This is a genomic window from Peptoniphilus gorbachii (assembly GCF_016908115.1).
In the GTDB taxonomy this organism is placed as follows: domain Bacteria; phylum Bacillota; class Clostridia; order Tissierellales; family Peptoniphilaceae; genus Peptoniphilus_A; species Peptoniphilus_A gorbachii.
This window is the reverse complement of the sequence record NZ_JAFBDH010000013.1, coordinates 17,169-35,247: the sequence shown is the minus strand read 5'-3', so window position 1 is coordinate 35,247 and position 18,079 is coordinate 17,169. Positions and strand designations below refer to the sequence as shown.

Here is an 18,079-nt window from a genome sequence, read left to right as displayed (position 1 = left end):
ACAATATGATATTTACACATCCATTTTGTGTGTGATAATGAATTTGCCTTTTGTGCCATATTAATCACCTCTTATTATTTTAGGTCTGAACAACTTTATTATAATACGCAGGTGATTTTTTGGTATAACCTATTGTTGCCTACCCGCATAGCGGGTAGTTTTTTGTTTCGCACGCGTTGCGTGCTCAACTGACTAAAGTCATAAAATAGAAAAAGACGAGGAAACATAAAAATCCTCGCCTTTTTTTAATACAATGTATTTTTGAAAACCGTTACGAATACATATCACAAGAGGGCAAAGAATTCATAAGATGTAATGACAGATACAGAAAAAGAAAAATTGGATACATAACAATAACAAAAGTCTACAGATCTTTCGACTGGAACAAAGAAGGACAAAAAACAAAAGGAATCTACATAGCCGAAACATTTCAAAAATATAGAGAAGAATTCCTAAAAAACATAATATCCGATCAAGGAATAGAAGAAAGAATAAATAGATCAATTCAAGCCGAAGGAGCATTTTCCAAAATAAAGTCAGGCTTAAAATACAACAAATTTCACCACAGAGGAAAAGAAAACATAATAAGTGAAATATGTCTCTTATCAATAGGGCTAAACTTAAATACTTGATAAAGAAATGATGTTACAGAGTAGAATCATCTATCCTATAACATCACCTTATTTTATCTTTCATCTCTTTAATTTTGGTAAGTCAATAAAGAATTTCCCTAAAGATACGGAAAATATTAATAATACAATTAAATATTATAAAATATATGAATACCCTAAAATTTTTGAAGATATTTCTCTAATAAATACCAATATTTCTTAGTATCTTTTAAATTTTTAAATAATCTTCCAGTTCTATAGACAGGTTTAATAGGTTCTATTTTACAATTCAAAAATCTCATCTGCCACTTCATTTAAAAATTCTATGTCATGGGAAACAATAAAAATTATTTTATCTTTATTTCTATATTTTTTAATCAGTTCAGAAATTTTTATCATATTGGAATAATCCATACCGCTAGTTGGCTCATCATAGTAAACAAAAGTAGAGTCTTTGCACATTATGGACGCTATTGCAAGTCTTTGCTTTTGTCCTCCTGATAAGCTCATTGGGTGTCTTTCAATAAATTCGTCCAGGCCTAAATCTTTTAAAATAATTTTTGCCTTTTCTTCATCAAGATTTTTTACTCCTAGACCGAGCTCTTTGAATACTTCATCTGTGAATAATTGATGATTTACGTCTTGCATAACAAGTGAAGAGTTTTTGAGTCTTTCTTTTTTAGATAGTTTCTCTCCTTTAAAATAAATTTCTTCTTTTGATTTTTTCTCAAGACCTATTAAACATCTTAAAAGCGTTGACTTTCCTCGTCCATTGGATCCTATTATGCCATAAATTTTTCCAAGCTTAAATGAGATGTCTTTTATACTTAAACACTCATCATCAGTAAATTTGCAGCTAAGATTTTTTATCTGATATTCTCCACCATCTTTTAAATAAGGAACTTCTAATTTACTTAATTCTTTATCTCTTAAACTTAAATCCTTCAATTCATTTTTATCAAACTTTAAAAATTCACTTCTAGTATAAGTTTTTTTAAGTTTACCCTTATCTATTAAAAATACACGGTCAACTATGTCCATCAAATAATAGATTCTATGCTCAGCTACAATTATGCTTATGCCCTTCTCTTTTAATATCTTTAGCATCTTTGCCAAAATGCTTATGCTTTTAATATCCAAATTTGATGAAGGTTCATCCATAACTATTATCTTTGTGCCTGCTATATAAGAAGCGGCAATGCAAAGTATTTGTTTCTCACCGCCGGATAGATTAAATATATTTCTATTCAAAAGATTTTTTATTGGGAATATCTCAAGCATATCCTTCAAACGCCTGTCCATCTCTTCTCTTGCAAGACCAATATTTTCTAAATAGAACAATAATTCTAATGTCGTATTTATATTAAAGAAATATGTCTTAGGATTTTGAAAAACAGTTGAGACAAGCATTGAGATTTGATAAAGCTCCAACTCTTTTATATTTTTACCATCAATGATTATTTCGCCCTTTGTCTTTGCGTTATCATACCTTACAGCTAAACCATTGATTGAATTTATTAAAGATGACTTACCACTTCCACTTTTTCCTGTAAATAGCACGCACTCTCCCTCGGCTATTGATAGTGATATATCATCTAATATATGCTCTTTTCCATAATCAAGACTTAAATTTTTTATTTTTACCATATTAAGCCTCCCACAATAAGTCCAGCAACTGCTAATACATAAACAAAATCAATTAGCTGTATCTTTAATCGAATATATCTGGTCTTGGCAATTGGATTTTCTATTGCCTTTGTTTCTGCTGCTTTTGCAATGTCATCTGCAATGTTTGAAGATATAATGAGTAGTGGCACTGAAACATATTCAAGATATTTGATTGGGTTTTTAAAATTTATCCCCCTTACTCTCATAGCCATTTTGATGTTTTTCTTCTCTTCTTTAAAAGATGGGAAAAATCTAAACATAACTGCAATAGGTATGGAAAGATTTTTTGGAATTTTAAGCTTATCCATTGACGAAATTATTGCACCTACATCAGATGTCTTTATCATGAGGCTTGCTGCCATAAATGGCAATAAAAACATTCTAAAGACTATAGGTATACTTAAAAACATCTTGAGTATCGGGTTTAGTGTAGATAGAATCATAAAATTAGGTACAGAATATAATGCTATACATAAAATTATCCATTTAAAAAGTGTTTTTTTGTACCCATTCAAATAAAACAAAATACCAATAAGACAAACAATCGCTAGCTCCAAACGGATATTTAAGCTATGCGCAACAGTTAATCCTGTAAGAAATACTACTAATATCTTACTTATTGGATTGGGATTAAATGGAGCATTTGAAGAAAAGGTAGGCATTATACAATGCCTGCTTTTTCAAAGTGTTTTTTCAATAGAGCCTTGCCTATATATGCTCCAAGAATTCCTCCTAGAAAAGCACCTAAGGCTACTAAGGCCATGTGAGGATATGTTATTAGTTTTTCCATTGCATCAACATAATCTTTTCCCATCATTTCAATAGACATTTCCAAATATTTTTCTTTTGCTAAAAGCATTTGCATCATAGAGCTGCATATCCATATACTAAAAACTGCGTAAGAAAGCATATTGTATTTAAAGGAATTATAATTACCAATCTTTCTAATTAATTCTGCTATTATCATTACTATAAGCGATAAAACTACAACGACGTAAGTATGACCAGCAGCAAACATCACAAGAGGTGATATCATGCCGAATATAAATAACGCCCATGGTTTTTGAACCTTTGTCATAAATAACATAACTACAGTCCCTGCAACTATGCCCAAAACTGTTGGGTATATTAAAAACAATATTGGGATAATGCCCATCATGCCAATTCCAAACAGCAAGACCAAATAAATCACGCCAAAAACGCCGATACTTACTAAATCTTTTACTTTTAATTTTTTATTATCCATTTTATTACTCCTAATGTATAAATTCTTCTGTCATTTTTATTTTTATTTTTATTTTATTTTTAATCTTTTACATTCATATTTGAAAGAGCCTTTGCTTGCATTGCTAAACCTACCATTATCATAGTAAAATCTACAACTGGTTCTGTCCACCAAACAGCCCTTGCTCCAAATACTCTTGGTAATATAAGTAAGGCTGGAACAAGTAGTATTAGCTGTCTTAACATTACAATCATTCCAGCTTTTTTTCCATCCCCTATCGCTTGGAAAAAAGTTATTGTCATAATCATAATTCCATAAAGAATAAATACTGAATAGAACATTCTGAAATTATTAACTCCACTTGAAATTATATCCTGACTTACTTTAAATAAACCAAGTAACTGTTTTGAAAATACTTGTGCTGGTAACCAAAAAATTGCTGCAAGTACTGTTCCTCCTATAGAAAATATCTTCATAGTTTCCTTTACTCTATCGTATTGTTTTGCTCCAAAGTTTGTACCAATAATCGGCTGTAACGCCTGACTCATTCCCCAAATTGGTATAAATGAAAATCCATAAAATCTCAAAGTTGCCGACATTAATATTGCATTTGGATCTCCTCCATATCTAAAAGCTTGTCTATAAAGCAATGTTTGTTGAACCATGAAAAATACTTGCATGATCATAGCTGATACTCCTACTCCAAACATTTCCTTTGATATATCTTTTTCTTTTTTTATTTTCTTTATTTTTACATTTTCACTTTTACTTTTAAAATAATAAAGAGTAATAACCGCTTGAATTACTTGTGCTGTTACAGTTGCTATAGCTGCTCCCTCAATGGCATAATCACCCATTAATTTCATTAGTATTGGATCAAGAGCTATATTGATAAAGGCACCAAGTCCCATGATACTCATTGCTCTTTTCATAAGTCCTTCACCACGCATAACCATATTGGCTGACTGGGTAAAGTTTACAAAAATTGAGCCTAGAAATATTATTCTTAAATACCTTATGCCTAATGCCTTTATTTCTCCTGTTGCTCCAATTAAATCTAAAAAATATGGTCCTAGAAGTATTCCTCCTATTGTTATGATCGTTGAAAAAAATATAATCCAATAGATAAGATTTCCCATAAGCTTGTCTATAGTATCTTTATCACTCTTTCCCATGGCTCTTGATAAAATTGATGCTGAACCTATCCCTATAAGCGTGGCAATCCCATTATTAAAAAATGTAAGTGGCATAGCTATTGAGCAAGCCGCCATAGCATTCTCACCAATTATTTGTCCAGCAAATATTCCATCCATAAGTGGATATAGACCTATAACCACCATGCCAATTACTGCTGGTATAGATAATTGAAACATTAAAGACAATGGCTTCTTGGTCAACAACTTTTCTTTCATGTTTTGTTTCATTTTTAGTTCTTTCAATATATAAATTCTTCTGCCATTTTTGTTTTTTCTATTAAATTCTTGTAAACTTTTGATTTTTGTAAAAGCTCTTCATGTTTGCCTTGGCTTTCTAATTTTCCGTTTTCAAGAACTACAATCTTGTCTGCATTTTCTATGGATTTCATTCTGTGTGAAATGATGACAACAGTTTTATCTTTAATTAGATTATTTAAAGACTCTTGAATTTTTTTCTCATTGTCAACATCAAGGCTTGCTGCTATCTCGTCTAAGATCAATATCGGTGCATCTTTTAAGAAGGCTCTGGCTATTGATAATCTTTGTCTTTCTCCACCTGATAGCTCAGCACCGTTCTCACCAATAACTGTATCGAAGCCTTTATCCATTTTTTCTATAAAATCTGTGCAATTTGCAAGTTTTGCTGCTCTTTTAACTTCTTCGTCACTTGCATCTTGCTTTCCGATCCTAATATTTTCCATAACGCTTTGATTAAATAGAACTACATCTTGGAAAACAATAGACACCTTATCAAAAAGGGATTCTGTTGATATTTCTTTTATATCTTTGCCATCGATTAAGATTTGTCCCTCGTCGTAATCATAAAGTCTTGATATAAGTTTCAATATAGTTGTTTTGCCGCAGCCACTTGCTCCAACTAAAGCAGTGACCTCTCCCTGCTTAGCTTTAAAGCTTACACCATTTAAAACTTTTGTGTCTTTATTGTAGGCAAATTCAACATCTTTTAAATCAATGTCAAATTTTTTTAGTTCATAGTCATCGCCTTCTTGTAAATCTTGATTTTGAATTTCTTTTAATCTTTCAATTTTAGGCGATAAATAAAATATCTCCATCATTCCCTCTTTAGATGCATCAAGAGCGTCTTTTATCTTCATAGCTGCTAGTAAATATCCTATAATGTAGAGAGGGCTTATCTCTTTATTGATAATTAAATTAACTCCTACAAGTATTACAACAGCAAGAGATATGAAGCTAAATATTGAAGATATAGACATAGTTAAAATTGTAATTATTTCCGATTTTAAGTGCACTTTTTCACTTTTATCCATTTTTTCATACAGTTTTTCTTTCATTTCCTCTGATAAGCCATAGGCTTTAATCTCCATTTGCATTTCGATATTTTCCTGAAAACTTTCTGAGTTTTTTCTTAGAATATCATAATATCTTTTATGTCCCTTAACCTGAATTTTTTTAGATAAAGGTATAAATATAAAGCTTAAAAGAGATGGAATAATAACAGCTAAACCCATCTTCACATTGCTTATTAGCATCATGATAGATATAAGCGGGAAGAAGAGTACCATGCCACCCACTTTTGGTATCGAGTGGCTCATTGCATGCTCTATTCCTTCAATATCAGACATGATTGTTTGGGCTAGGTCTGAAATATCATGCTTAGAAAAGTATGATAGAGGTAGTTTTGATAAATTTTCTGCTGTCCTTATTCTTAAATCTGCACTTTCTTGATATGTTGTGCTGTATAATTTATCATATTCGATAGAAAGCAAAATATACATTGATATCAAGGTCAAGGCTGAGAATACTATATAAAAGCCCTTGCTTTTACCAATATTTTCCAAAACTTCTTGAGCAAAAATCATTAGTAACATGGCAGGAAACATGTTTATACAATAAACGAAAAATGAAGCCAGTGTTGCTTTACTTAAATTTCTTGCTCCTTTATCTGTAAGAGCAAATCTTTTTTTATAAAACTCCTTCATTTGAAACCCTCCATTCATTCGCACTGTTAAACATCTCTTGCAGTCTCTTATAGTTTGTATCTCTTGACATTAGCTCTTGATCTGATCCTTTTTCTATAATTTTTCCCCTATCCATCACAATAATTTCATCAAGGTCTTTAATTGTAGATAGCCTGTGTGCAATCATGATAACTGTTTTATCCTTCATAAGATTTTTGAAAGCTTTTTGCAATTCAAACTCGTTATCTGGGTCGATTGATGCTGATGCTTCATCCATAATAATAATTTTGGAATCCTTTAAAATTGCCCTGGCAATTGCAATTCTTTGTTTTTCTCCACCAGATAAATAAACTCCCTTTGAGCCTATGATTGTATTTTCTCTTTCTGGGAATTTGTCTAATATCAAATCGCATCCTGCTAATTTTAAGGCTCTCATAACGTCATCTCTTGTCGCATCTTTATTAGCTAAGGCTACATTTTCATAAATGCTTTTCTTGAATAATTTTGAATCTTGAAAGACAAAGGAAATGGCTTTAATTAAGGCTTCGTCAGAATATTCACTTATTGCTATCCCGCCTATCTTTATGTTTCCTTCATTAACATTGTAAAAACCTGATATAAGTTTTGCTACTGTTGATTTGCCTGATCCGGATGAACCGACTAGTGCATAGGACTTTCCCTCTTCTAATTTAAAGGATAAATTTTCAATGACAGCTTTGTCGCTATATGCAAAGCTAACATTCTCAAATTCTATATTATAGTTTTGAAAATTATTGACATTACCATGCACTAATTTGTCTTTTTGCATATCTTCATAAAGTGCCTCTAAAGTATCCACTGCATAATTGCCTTGAGAAATGTACATAGAGTACCACATCATTCTCATAAATGAAACAAAGAGAACTCCTGATAAGAATAAAATCATGATAAGCTCAAGTAAAATCACCTTGGCGCTGCCTAAGCTAGTCATAAAATAAACTATAGGAATAATTAAAATTGCAATTAAACCAAAAAATAACCATTGATACAAAACATAAGGTTTTTTACAAGATAGTGAATAATCATAAGCATACTTTGAATAATCTTTTATCGCCTTGTAAAAGCTTTTAAATGACTCTACATTTGCTCTAAATATCTTTACTACCTGCATCCCTCTAACGTATTCAACAGTTTCAGCGCTTAGTTTAGATAGAGCTTCTTGATATATATTCATAAATTTTTGCTCGCCCATCATTGCACCTAAAATTAAGCCACCAATTATTGTAAGAGCAATCAAGGTTATGCCAACTCTTATACTTACTATAAAGCCTAGTACAAGGACAAGTATGGGTGTAACTATTGCCTGAGAACTATCGGGAATCATGTGAGCTACAACCTGATGAGTTTGCGCGGCGTTGTCATCTATGATCTTTCTTATTTGACCAGATGGATTCAAGTCAAAGAACCTAAAACTAGCTTTCTCTAACCCATCAATCCCCCTTTTCCTTAAATTTGTTTCAAGCCTAAATCCCAAGATGTGTGAAAACATTCCTGAAACACAATAAAATATTGCTCCACTTGTTAGTGTGATAACAGATTTTAATGCTATGCTCTCTGCACCAGATAAATCTGAATTAATTATTAAATTATCCAGAAATTTGTAGATTAAATAAAATCCATATACCGTAAGTGCAGCAGATATAGCAGAAAAAACTATAGCTAAAACCCCAAGATATTTTTTATCCTGTACATAAGCAAATAGTTTTTTGTAAATCTTCATAATCATATCTCCTTTCTTTGATATCCCTTTTAGATAAAAATTTCCTTATTTGATAATAAGTATCATTGCTTTCATATTATATATCGGTTATAATTGCTAATACAATAGTTTTGAATTAATAAGGCTAATTGGAATATTGTCTAAAAGGGATAGGTGAATTATGACTTATATTGATTTTGTAAAAGATTATATGAAAGTAGATGAATGTAAAAACAATAAGAAGTATTCAAGTGCAGGGCACACTTTTTGTTGGAAAAAAGAGGATTCAACCTATGCAGAAGGCCTATATTGGTTTTATGAAGGAGATGGGTTTATTATTGATGTCCATGACTTTTATATCAGAGAAGAAGTAATTCAAAATAATACTTATAGCATGGCAGATTATGTTTCAATATACACAAGCTACATAGTCAGCGCAAACGGAGACAAATTTAATCCCTATCAAACACTTACCGCAAACTCATTATGTACTCTTGATTTTGACAATATAAGAGATGACTTTGTTTTTTTATTACACGAGAATTGTTGTTATCTTGCTGTTTCCATTGGTTTTAAAAAAGAACTAATAGAAAAACATTTAGCATCTATTAACATTAATCCAGAATCATTTTATTCAGCTTTACTTCAACCTAATCAAATAATTCTTACAAAATCCTTAGAAAAAGTGGCAATGGAAATATTAAATTGTAAGATGGACCCTCCTGCCGCTGATTTTTTCTTTAAAGCCAAAGCAAATGAATGGGTAAGCATTGTTATAGATACCTACTTAAATAGGAAAAAATATAAAATTGAATCTGATGATAATAAAGCACTTGAAGATGTAGCAAGATTTTTAGATGATCATTTCACTATGAATGTAAATCAAGAAACCCTTGAAAAAATATCTAAAATGAGCGGTACTAAACTAAAAAATTTGTTCAAAGAAAAATATGGTCAAAGCATTACAGAATACACCCAAAGAAAAAGAATGAATGTAGCTGAAACTCTTCTCTTAAATACCGAACTTCCTGTAAAGGAAATAGCTGAGTCTGTTGGATACTCATCAGCAAGCAAATTTTCCATTTATTACAAAAGGTACAAGGGAAAACTTCCTAGTCAAGTTCGTAATTTAGCTTGCAAGGATCACAATTTAAAATGCGATTATTGTGATTAAAGTACTTTTTTATTTATAGGTCCTTATCTTATATGATTTTAAAGATATTGGTATAGGTATGTATAAATCTAATAAAACATTAGCAAAAAAAAATAAAGGGACTGTCGCAAAAGTCCCATAATAGAAAATATAATAAGTGAAATATGTCTCTTATCAATAGGGCTAAGCTTAAATACTTGATAAAAAAATGATGTTGCAGAGTAGAATCATCTATTCTGCAACATCAGCTTAAAATTATTTTTGAATTTTTCCACCAAAATTATTCTTCGTCAAAATTATTTTTTAAATAATTTATTCTTCAACAGTAATTTTTGATGCTCCATCAATTTTTATATTGGAATTGTAATATTTTGTAAGTGCCTTAATCATATAAGCTGGGTCCATTGCTCCTGCTGTTTCATAATTTGAGTGCATTGCAAGTTGTGCAAGTCCAATATCAACTGCGTGAAGTGAAACTTGTGTATTTGATAAGTTTCCAAGAGTTGAACCACCTTGCATATTACTTCTGTTGGCAAAGTGTTGCACTGGAACTTCTGCTAGGGCACAAATCTTTTTAAAGACTGCTTGTGAAAAAGCATCTGATGTATATTTTTGATTTGCAGCTTCTTTTATTACAATACCCTTATTCATGAAAGTTTTATTTTCATCGTCAGTTAATTCTTTGTGATTTGGATGAACTGCGTGAGCATTATCTGCACTAACTAAGAAAGATTTTGCAACTGCTTTATGATATTCTTCTTCATCAAAGCCGAGAGATGCATTTAATCTTTTTAATGTGTCATGAAGTAGGGTAGACATAGCGCCTTGTTTTGTATTTGATCCAACTTCTTCATTGTCAAAGCAAGCATATACATTTACTGCCTTGTCATTATTTCCTGCAATAAATGCTTTTAATGATGTGAAAGAACATTCTAAGTCATCAAGCTTTGGTGATGATATAAATTCATCTTTGTAGCCCCAAACTTTTCCTTCTTGTCTATTCACTAAGAATAAGTCTTTGGAAATAATTTGTTCTACACTTACTCCAAGTTCTTCTGCGATCATTTTGTCATAGTCGCCCTTTTTCAAAGCGCCTGCTGTAAATAATGGAAGTAAATCTACTTGTCTATTAAATTCATAGCCCTTATTTACTTCTCTATTCATGTGAATAGCAACATCTGGGATAATTAAAATGTCTTTGTCAATGTATAAAAGCTTTGATACAATTGAACCATTTTCTTCTACTAATACTCTTCCTGCTAGAGTAAGAGGTTTGTCAAACCAAGTCCAATCAATTGGTCCACCGTAAACTTCTACATTTAACTTAATATAATCTCCTGCTCCTTCTAATTCTGGCACGCTCTTAACTTTAAAAGTTGGAGAGTCAGAGTGTGAAGCAACAAGTTGATAGTGGTAGTCTGAAAGATCTTTGCCCACTTTAAAGGCAATTATTGATGAATCATTTCTTGTTGTGTAATAATTCTTGCCCTTTTCAATATTCCAGCTTTCGCCTTCTTTTAATTCTATAAAATTTTCTCCATCAAGATATGATTTCACAGTGTCAATTGTGTGAAACATACTTGCGTTCTTTCTAATATAATCTAACAATTCCTTTGAAGTTTCTAAATAATTCATAACTTCCTCCTTTTTGGAATTTAGCTTAGTTTTTTATCTTCCTTTGCTCTAATCATTGGTAAAATTACTCCAAGTGCAACAAGTACAAGTGGTGTAATTACATTAAGTGCCATTTGCATTGGGTCATCTGAAACCATACCTAGTATACAAGAAGCAAGTGTAACTATAAAGCACCAGAAGCCAAAGAATAATGCAACTCCTTGGTTACGAGTGAAGTAGAAGTCTCTTTCTACATCGCCTCTGTTCTTTCTCAAGAAAATATATGCCAAGAATACCCATAGGTAACGAAGTGGCATTGTAATTGCGTTAAGTTTTGTTAATTGTCTTAAAACAGTTGCAGCACCTGGCACAAGAATTTGTGCAAGGATAATTGAACCTGCAAGAACAATTATAAGTTTAATACCATTGATGTAAGCTCCGTATTTATTTTTCTTAAGAAGCTTTCTTGGGATGTATTGATTTGTCTTGTCGTCGTCAAGTAACATTCTTAGTGGTGCGTCAATACTTACAACAAGTGTAGAAAATTGACCTATCATGTTGCATAATGCGTAAATAATCATAATAGAATTGCCAAGACCATAGTATTCTCCAACTTTTTCAAAGGCCCAATAAGCACCGTTAGCTGCATAAGAGTCAAAAGTTGCTGGGTCAGAATTTATTATAGCTGGGTCAAACATCATACCCATGGCAATAGTACCAAAGATAGCTGAAATAATTACCATGACAGCAGCAAAAATCATTGCCTTAGGGAATTCCTTTGAAGAATTTCCTTCCATGTGGTTTACATAAGGACTCATCTTTTCAATACCACCAACAGCAAATACAAGGATTGATAAAGAAGTGAAATACTTCATATCAAAAGTTGGAATTAAATTGTCAAGAGACCAGTCCATAGCTTGGTAACCACCATTTGGATTGATTTTTGGAGCAGCTAGCATCATTAAGATGTAAAGGATACCCATGACAAACATACTTGAACCAGCAATAGTTGCTAGGTTTTTAAGTGGGTTAAGACCTCTACTTGCTACCCAACAGAAAATTAAAAATACTGCTAAAGTAGCAAGTTGTACATAAACTGTTGGAAGTGAGTCATAAACTTCTGCATTTTGGAAAAACATCCAGGACATTGCCTTTAGTCCACCAGAACCCTTTGAAGCGATGTAAGTTATGTGACATGCCCAATAAGTCCATCCAGCATAATAAGCTAACTTATCGCTAGAAGTTGCTCTAATCCATGAAGTAACTCCACCACCTTCATCCTTAAAGGATGAACCAAGTTCCCCTACCATAAGGGCGTTAGGAATAAAATAAAGTGCGAACATTAGGATCCATGAAAATATTACTTGAATTCCGTTAAAGAATACGAAACCGTTAACAACATTTCCAAAGCCCCATAAAGTGGAAAATGCCATAAATGCCAGCATGGACCACTTAATTTTCTTTTGTTGTGAATCTTGCATATTTTTCTCCTCTCATAATATAATTGCATGATTAAATTAATTATAACCTTTAAAAAAATTGTAGTCTAGTATATTTAAGGATTTGTAAAAACATTTTTACAAAAATTAGATTTTGTATTAATAGTTTATGCTGGCTAGAGAATAAAGCTTAGAACACTAAAAATACAGTAATGTTTTCCTTTACAGTATGAATTAGTTTTTCTTTTAAAATAATTTTTTTAAATCTAACTTTAAAAAATACAATTTCCCTAAGTCTTATACTTTTCTTTATATAGTTACTTTTAAAAATTAGTATAAATTTTATGCTATAATTAAATGAATTTTTCCAATAAAAAATCCTCGACTTAGCGAGGACTTTTTTATTAATAATTTTTAGAAATTAAGTATGGCTATTTTTATTTAATTAAAATTTCTTCTGCTACTTCTTTTAAAAGTGCAATTTTTTTCCATTGGTCTTCTTCTGTCACTGTATTTCCTTCTTCTGTTGATGCAAAGCCGCATTGTGGGGAGATGCAGATATTTACTAGTGGAATATATTTTGCTGCTTCTTTTATTCTTTCAATTAATTTATTTTTATCTTCTAGTTCTGCTCTTTTTGATGTAACTATTCCAAGGACAACTTTTTTGCCTTCTGGTACTTTTGCAAGGGCCTTAAAGTCTCCAGATCTTTCGTCATCATATTCAAGATAGAAGGCATTTACTTTTTCTTTTGCAAGTACATAATCTGCAACTCCATCATAAGATCCTTCAGAAAAATAGTGTGATTTATAATTTCCCCTACAGATGTGAGTTGTAATATTGAGTCCTTCTGGTGCTTTTTCTAAGGCTTTGTTGTTAATTTCTAATAAATATTCCTTTAATCTATCTACATCAATTCCTTCAAGATTAAAGGTTTTTTCAAACTTGTCATCTACAACTCCACCCCATGAACAATCGTCTATTTGAACATTTCTACATCCTATATCATAGATTTCTTTAAAAAATTCTCCATAAGCTACTGCTGCATCTTCTATAAAGTCTTCAATCTTTTCATAAACTCCACCATCTTTAATTTGGTAAATTATGTTTATTAGTAATTGTGCTGGAGCAGGAATAGTTTGTTTTGCCACTGTGTTTTCATCTTCAAATCCTTGTAAAAATTTGTAGTGTTCTAGGAATGGGTGGTTTTTTCCACTTAATTTTCCAGATATTTTAACATCTTCAGGTCTTAGAATTTCTCCAACAAATCTGAAGGCATCTTCTTTATTAATTTCTATTTTTTCTAGTCCTCCAAGACCCCAGAAGAAATCAAAATGCCACCAGCTTCTTCTAAATTCTCCATCAGAAATAATTTTTAGTCCTGCTTCCTTTTCTTTTTTTACTAGCTTTTCAATTTCTCTATCTTCTACTTCTTTAAGTTCTTGGGCACTTATTTCTCCCTTTTTAAACTTTTCTCTCGCTTCTTTTAACTCAACTGGTCTTAAAAAAGAACCTACTACGTCAAACTTACTTGGTGCTAAAATTTTTGTCATTTTCTTTCTCCTTTTTCTAAATCCATCTTGAGAATGTATAAAAAAAAGTCCTTACTGTTTATAAAAAACAATAAGGACGAATTATATCCGCGTTACCACCTATTTTGCATAAATGAATGCCACTCTCAAGTACCAACATACTCTATCTCTGTAACGGGAGCTCCCGGAAAAGTCTAATATCGACTAATCCCATCAGAGGCCATGTTCATCTTTCTTTTCCTTTAACCCTCTCACCAAACGGGCTTCTCTGTAAAATTCCAAGTAAGATTACTCTTCTCTTCAAATGGTTTATTTTTTATTTTTTTTTATGTTAACATCATTTTTTTTCTCTGTCAAGGCTAATTTAATTTTTTTAAAATTTCTTCTACTCGCTCTTTTAGATCAAATAAATTCTCTCTAATCTCTTTAATTTCCCTATTTACACGCATATCTGTAAAAATATTGTCGAAAATTATATCTACAAAAAAATCATAGGATGTGTCGCTAATTTCCTCATCTCTTAAATTTATTTTCACATCACTTAATTCTTTTTTTGCAATTTCTAATTTTTTTCTGAGAACTTTTAAACCCTTATTTATATCTTTGATTTTTCCTCTTTTTACAAAGCCAACTAAAGTTGAATCAGAAAAAATATCAAAAAGGCTCCATCTTTTTGCAGAGTCTGTAGTTTTTATAAGAAAGTCAATTTCATCTTTTAAATCTAAAAGTGCCTCTCGTGCTTCTTTTATTTCCTTTGAATCTGTCATATTTCCTCCTATTCTGGGTCTTCTATTTCATTGGACTCCTTAGATATAACTATTCTGTCGCCAGCTTTTAAAACAGTATCTCCCCTTGGAACAATTATGTTTTTTTCTGGAGTTTCAACCATAATTATAAGCTCATTTTTACCAATTTGAATGTCTTTTACTTTTTTTCCTGCCCACTTGTGATTTTCTGAAATTTTTATTTCAAGCAGATCTTCTCCTCTTGAGTCAAAATAACCTTCTCCACCAAGAATAATTACATCATCATCTCTAAGGTAGGTGTTGCCCCTTGGGACAATACTTTTGCCATCTCTTTCTATCTTTGCAATTATTATGTTAAAAGAAATTTTTATATCCGATATTTTTTTATTTACCCAGGGCGAATTTTTTGTAACATGAGTTTTTATAAACTGAAGATCTGTCTTGTCTGAATAATAATTAAAGGTCCTGAGAACTGTGTCGTCTGGGTCATACATGTCAAGCTTTTTCGTGGCAAAGGGCAGTGCCGTCCCCTGGATTAAAAGTGAAAATATACAAATTACAAAAACTATGTGGAAGATGTCTATGGATAAGTTTATGTCCCTATTTACAACCATTATGGCAAAGGCAATGGCTGCTGCTCCCCTAAGTCCTGCTAGAGAAATTAGGGTAAGCTGATTTTTTTTCATCTTAAAGGGCGCCATTAGTCCAAATACTGAAAGAGGTCTTGCCACTAAAAGCATAAAAATTGCAATAATAAATCCTATTGGAAGGGCCTTCATTATTAAATTTATATCTGATAAAAGTCCCAAGAGGAAGAACATTGCTATTTGAAATATTGTTGATAGTCCGTCGTAGAAAAATACTACATCTCTCTTCCTCCTAAACTCGTGATTGCCAATATAAATGCCAAGAATATACAGTGCCAAAAATCCATTGCCTCCAGCAAGTGATGTAAGGGCATAGGTTCCTATCATCATAGTCGCAATAAAAACTGAAAAGAGTCCATCTTCATCAAGAGATAAAGTTTCTATAATTTTTATAAAAATAAATCCCAGCAAAAATCCTCCAATTATGCCAAGGACAACTTGTTGCAAAATTATTATTGAAATGGAGACGCTATAACCAGATAAAATTGACAAGAAAACCATAGTCATAGTATAGGCTGTAGGGTCATTGGATCCACTTTCGATTTCAAGAAGTGAAGCAGTGGAATATTTTAAATTTAATTTTTTTGAGACTAAAATATTTGATACAGAGGCATAATCTGTTGATGCAACGACTGAACCTAGTAGCATTGCTTCCAAAAATTTAATTTTTAAAATGTAGTGACAAAAAAGTCCCGTTATTATTGCCGTTGCAAAAACTCCTAAACTTGCAAGACTTATTGATTCTCTTGCAGTTGACTTTCCCATAGTCCAGTTAGTTCCAAAGCCACCATAAAAAATTATTATCATAAGTGAAAGAGTGGCAATGTTTTCTGCAACTTTAAAATTATTAAAATCATAGCCAAGGGCAGAAAAAAATACTCCCAATGCCAAGAACAAAAGTAGGGCAGGAAGACCTGATCTATTTGAAATTTTTGTGGCAATAATGGCAAGTAAAAGCACCACTGTTATAAGTAATAGATTCAATATTTCGCCTCTTTCTTTTTAAAAAAGGAACTGCTAAAAAACAGTCCCTATAATTAAGTTTATTATATCATATTTAATTTATTAAAGCACTAAATAATGAGATCCTAAATTTTATTTGCAGACTTAAATACGTAAAATAAAAGACCTGTCAGTGCATAAAAACCAATTAAGGTAAAAAACAATGCCTTATTTTTATTTATAAGCGCCATTATAAGAGTCAAAACAACTATTACAAGGGCAAGAACTATTTGAATCATCCTAAGACTTTCATTTATTGCACCGGCACTAGTTTTAATATATTGATTTGCAAGAACAGATATCATTATTAGGGTTACTAAAAAAATTGTAATCTTTTCTAAAATTTTTAAAATCTTATCTCTTTTCATTTTCATTCACATATGCCTTAATGCCTTCACGTAAAATTCTCATGCTCTTTTTTAAAGCATCTGTATTTAGTACAAAGGCAAGTCTAATCATCTGTTTACCATCTTCTTTATTTTTGAAAAATCCCTTTGCTGGAGCAAACATTAGACCTTCGCCATCTATTTCAAAATTTTCAATCATCCAAATTGCAAATTTTTCTGTATCGTCAACTGGAAGCTTTGGCATAACATAAAAGGCTCCCTTTGGTTTTTTTACAGTGACACCAGGTATTTTAATTAATTCTTCATAAATTACGTCACGTCTTTTTTGATATTCTTTATTTACAGCTTCAAAATAAGAATTGTCAATTTCGTATAATCTTGCAGCAGCAACTTGTTCAATTGTTGATGCGGCAAGTCTACAATTACAAAGTTTATTTATTCCATCGTTAAATGCTTGATTTTTTGATGCGACAGAACCAATTCTTGCACCACAAGCTCCAAATCTTTTGGAAATAGAGTCAATTAAAATTAAATTTTCTTCTATGCCTTCCACTTCTCCAAAAGATTTATAAGTGTTGCCATCATAGACAAATTCTCTATAAACTTCATCTGCTATGATGTATAAATCGTGTTTTTTTGCAAGATTTACAATTCTTAATATTTCTTCTTCAGAATAAAGTGCTCCCGTTGGATTAGTTGGGTTTGAAAGTAAAATTGCAACAGTTTTTTCATTTATGTGTTTTTCAATTTCTTCTTCCTCTGGAAGGGCAAAACCCTTATCTGGATCAGTCTTAAAAGTTTCAATCTCAACTCCCAATTGTTGAAAAACTGTCATGTAATTTGTGTAGAAGGGATCAGTTGTAAGAACCTCATCACCTTCATCTGCTATAACTTGAAAAGTAAATAGAATTGCTTCACTTGCTCCATTTGTTATATAAATATCATCTGCGTCAAATTTTATATTTCTTTTTTTATAATAAGATGCAGTTTTTTCTCTTAGCTCTAAAAGTCCTTGTGCATAGGCATAAGGAAGAGGTCCTCTTCTAAAATTTTGAAAAGTTTCATAATAAGTATCTGGCACATCAATATCTGGTGCACCAATATTTAATCCATAAAATTTTTTACCTTCTTTTTTTGCCTTGTCAGCATAGGGTGTAAGTTTTCTTATTGCAGAATACTCAACCTCTTCTATTCTTTTTGATAGTTTCATCTTTTCTCCTC

15 protein-coding genes and 1 other annotated feature are annotated in these 18,079 nt (G+C 31.5%); of the genes, 2 read left to right on the top strand and 13 right to left on the bottom strand.

Going from position 1 to position 18,079, the window contains the following annotated elements:
• Positions 1-248: 248 nt before the first annotated feature.
• Positions 249-632, top strand: coding sequence for a transposase (locus tag JOD41_RS09305; RefSeq protein WP_338046858.1), 384 nt, complete (start codon positions 249-251; stop codon positions 630-632).
• A 261-nt stretch (positions 633-893) separates the two neighbouring features.
• On the opposite strand, the gene JOD41_RS08710 is transcribed toward JOD41_RS09305, so the two are convergent.
• From JOD41_RS08710 to JOD41_RS08685, 6 genes are read right to left on the bottom strand one after another with little or no spacing between them, the layout of a single operon-like run.
• On the bottom strand, positions 894-2,258 hold the full coding sequence (locus tag JOD41_RS08710) for an ABC transporter ATP-binding protein (protein WP_205052495.1): 1,365 nt from the start codon (positions 2,256-2,258) through the stop codon (positions 894-896).
• Positions 2,252-2,941: an energy-coupling factor transporter transmembrane component T family protein gene (locus JOD41_RS08705; protein WP_205052494.1), complete on the bottom strand. Its 690-nt coding sequence runs from the start codon at positions 2,939-2,941 to the stop codon at positions 2,252-2,254. Before JOD41_RS08705 ends, JOD41_RS08710 begins: the two co-directional genes overlap by 7 nt.
• Positions 2,941-3,525, bottom strand: coding sequence for an MptD family putative ECF transporter S component (locus tag JOD41_RS08700; protein ID WP_205052493.1), 585 nt, complete (start codon positions 3,523-3,525; stop codon positions 2,941-2,943). Before JOD41_RS08700 ends, JOD41_RS08705 begins: the two co-directional genes overlap by 1 nt.
• 59 nt (positions 3,526-3,584) lie before the next feature.
• Positions 3,585-4,928, bottom strand: a complete 1,344-nt coding sequence (locus JOD41_RS08695; RefSeq protein WP_205052496.1) for an MATE family efflux transporter — start codon at positions 4,926-4,928, stop codon at positions 3,585-3,587.
• Between the two features lie 11 nt (positions 4,929-4,939).
• Positions 4,940-6,661 (bottom strand): ABC transporter ATP-binding protein, encoded by a 1,722-nt coding sequence (locus JOD41_RS08690; protein ID WP_205052492.1) that lies wholly within the window; start codon positions 6,659-6,661, stop codon positions 4,940-4,942.
• Positions 6,645-8,399: an ABC transporter ATP-binding protein gene (locus tag JOD41_RS08685; RefSeq protein ID WP_205052491.1), complete on the bottom strand. Its 1,755-nt coding sequence runs from the start codon at positions 8,397-8,399 to the stop codon at positions 6,645-6,647. Before JOD41_RS08685 ends, JOD41_RS08690 begins: the two co-directional genes overlap by 17 nt.
• Positions 8,400-8,559: 160 nt before the next feature.
• Here JOD41_RS08685 and JOD41_RS08680 point away from each other — a divergent pair, with 160 nt between their 5' ends.
• Positions 8,560-9,552, top strand: coding sequence for a helix-turn-helix domain-containing protein (locus tag JOD41_RS08680; RefSeq protein WP_205052490.1), 993 nt, complete (start codon positions 8,560-8,562; stop codon positions 9,550-9,552).
• 291 nt (positions 9,553-9,843) lie between these two features.
• Here JOD41_RS08680 and JOD41_RS08675 read toward each other — a convergent pair whose 3' ends face one another.
• From JOD41_RS08675 to JOD41_RS08645, 7 genes are all read right to left on the bottom strand, one after another.
• Positions 9,844-11,166: a M18 family aminopeptidase gene (locus tag JOD41_RS08675; protein ID WP_205052489.1), complete on the bottom strand. Its 1,323-nt coding sequence runs from the start codon at positions 11,164-11,166 to the stop codon at positions 9,844-9,846.
• A 20-nt stretch (positions 11,167-11,186) separates the two neighbouring features.
• On the bottom strand, positions 11,187-12,626 hold the full coding sequence (locus JOD41_RS08670; RefSeq protein ID WP_205052488.1) for an APC family permease: 1,440 nt from the start codon (positions 12,624-12,626) through the stop codon (positions 11,187-11,189).
• A gap of 395 nt (positions 12,627-13,021) precedes the next feature.
• Positions 13,022-14,137: a 5-methyltetrahydropteroyltriglutamate--homocysteine S-methyltransferase gene (locus JOD41_RS08665; RefSeq protein ID WP_205052487.1), complete on the bottom strand. Its 1,116-nt coding sequence runs from the start codon at positions 14,135-14,137 to the stop codon at positions 13,022-13,024.
• 69 nt (positions 14,138-14,206) lie between these two features.
• Positions 14,207-14,429 (bottom strand) — a binding site (T-box leader).
• 46 nt (positions 14,430-14,475) lie between these two features.
• Positions 14,476-14,883 (bottom strand): hypothetical protein, encoded by a 408-nt coding sequence (locus tag JOD41_RS08660; protein WP_205052486.1) that lies wholly within the window; start codon positions 14,881-14,883, stop codon positions 14,476-14,478.
• A gap of 8 nt (positions 14,884-14,891) precedes the next feature.
• Positions 14,892-16,493: a potassium/proton antiporter gene (locus tag JOD41_RS08655; RefSeq protein WP_205052485.1), complete on the bottom strand. Its 1,602-nt coding sequence runs from the start codon at positions 16,491-16,493 to the stop codon at positions 14,892-14,894.
• A 104-nt stretch (positions 16,494-16,597) separates the two neighbouring features.
• Entirely contained in the window at positions 16,598-16,879 is a 282-nt protein-coding gene (locus JOD41_RS08650) for a hypothetical protein (protein ID WP_156701498.1), read from the bottom strand.
• The gene (locus JOD41_RS08645; protein ID WP_205052484.1) at positions 16,866-18,068 is read right to left on the bottom strand and encodes a pyridoxal phosphate-dependent aminotransferase; all 1,203 of its coding nucleotides are present in this window, start codon (positions 18,066-18,068) and stop codon (positions 16,866-16,868) included. Before JOD41_RS08645 ends, JOD41_RS08650 begins: the two co-directional genes overlap by 14 nt.
• Positions 18,069-18,079: the final 11 nt, after the last annotated feature.

Coding starts and splice junctions, on each gene's coding strand:
- JOD41_RS08710 (WP_205052495.1), bottom strand. CDS start 2,258: ATGGTAAAAATAAAAAATTTAAGTCTTGATTATGGAAAAGAGCATATA.
- JOD41_RS08705 (WP_205052494.1), bottom strand. CDS start 2,941: ATGCCTACCTTTTCTTCAAATGCTCCATTTAATCCCAATCCAATAAGT.
- JOD41_RS08700 (WP_205052493.1), bottom strand. CDS start 3,525: ATGGATAATAAAAAATTAAAAGTAAAAGATTTAGTAAGTATCGGCGTT.
- JOD41_RS08695 (WP_205052496.1), bottom strand. CDS start 4,928: ATGAAACAAAACATGAAAGAAAAGTTGTTGACCAAGAAGCCATTGTCT.
- JOD41_RS08690 (WP_205052492.1), bottom strand. CDS start 6,661: ATGAAGGAGTTTTATAAAAAAAGATTTGCTCTTACAGATAAAGGAGCA.
- JOD41_RS08685 (WP_205052491.1), bottom strand. CDS start 8,399: ATGAAGATTTACAAAAAACTATTTGCTTATGTACAGGATAAAAAATAT.
- JOD41_RS08680 (WP_205052490.1), top strand. CDS start 8,560: ATGACTTATATTGATTTTGTAAAAGATTATATGAAAGTAGATGAATGT.
- JOD41_RS08675 (WP_205052489.1), bottom strand. CDS start 11,166: ATGAATTATTTAGAAACTTCAAAGGAATTGTTAGATTATATTAGAAAG.
- JOD41_RS08670 (WP_205052488.1), bottom strand. CDS start 12,626: ATGCAAGATTCACAACAAAAGAAAATTAAGTGGTCCATGCTGGCATTT.
- JOD41_RS08665 (WP_205052487.1), bottom strand. CDS start 14,137: ATGACAAAAATTTTAGCACCAAGTAAGTTTGACGTAGTAGGTTCTTTT.
- JOD41_RS08660 (WP_205052486.1), bottom strand. CDS start 14,883: ATGACAGATTCAAAGGAAATAAAAGAAGCACGAGAGGCACTTTTAGAT.
- JOD41_RS08650 (WP_156701498.1), bottom strand. CDS start 16,879: ATGAAAAGAGATAAGATTTTAAAAATTTTAGAAAAGATTACAATTTTT.
- JOD41_RS08645 (WP_205052484.1), bottom strand. CDS start 18,068: ATGAAACTATCAAAAAGAATAGAAGAGGTTGAGTATTCTGCAATAAGA.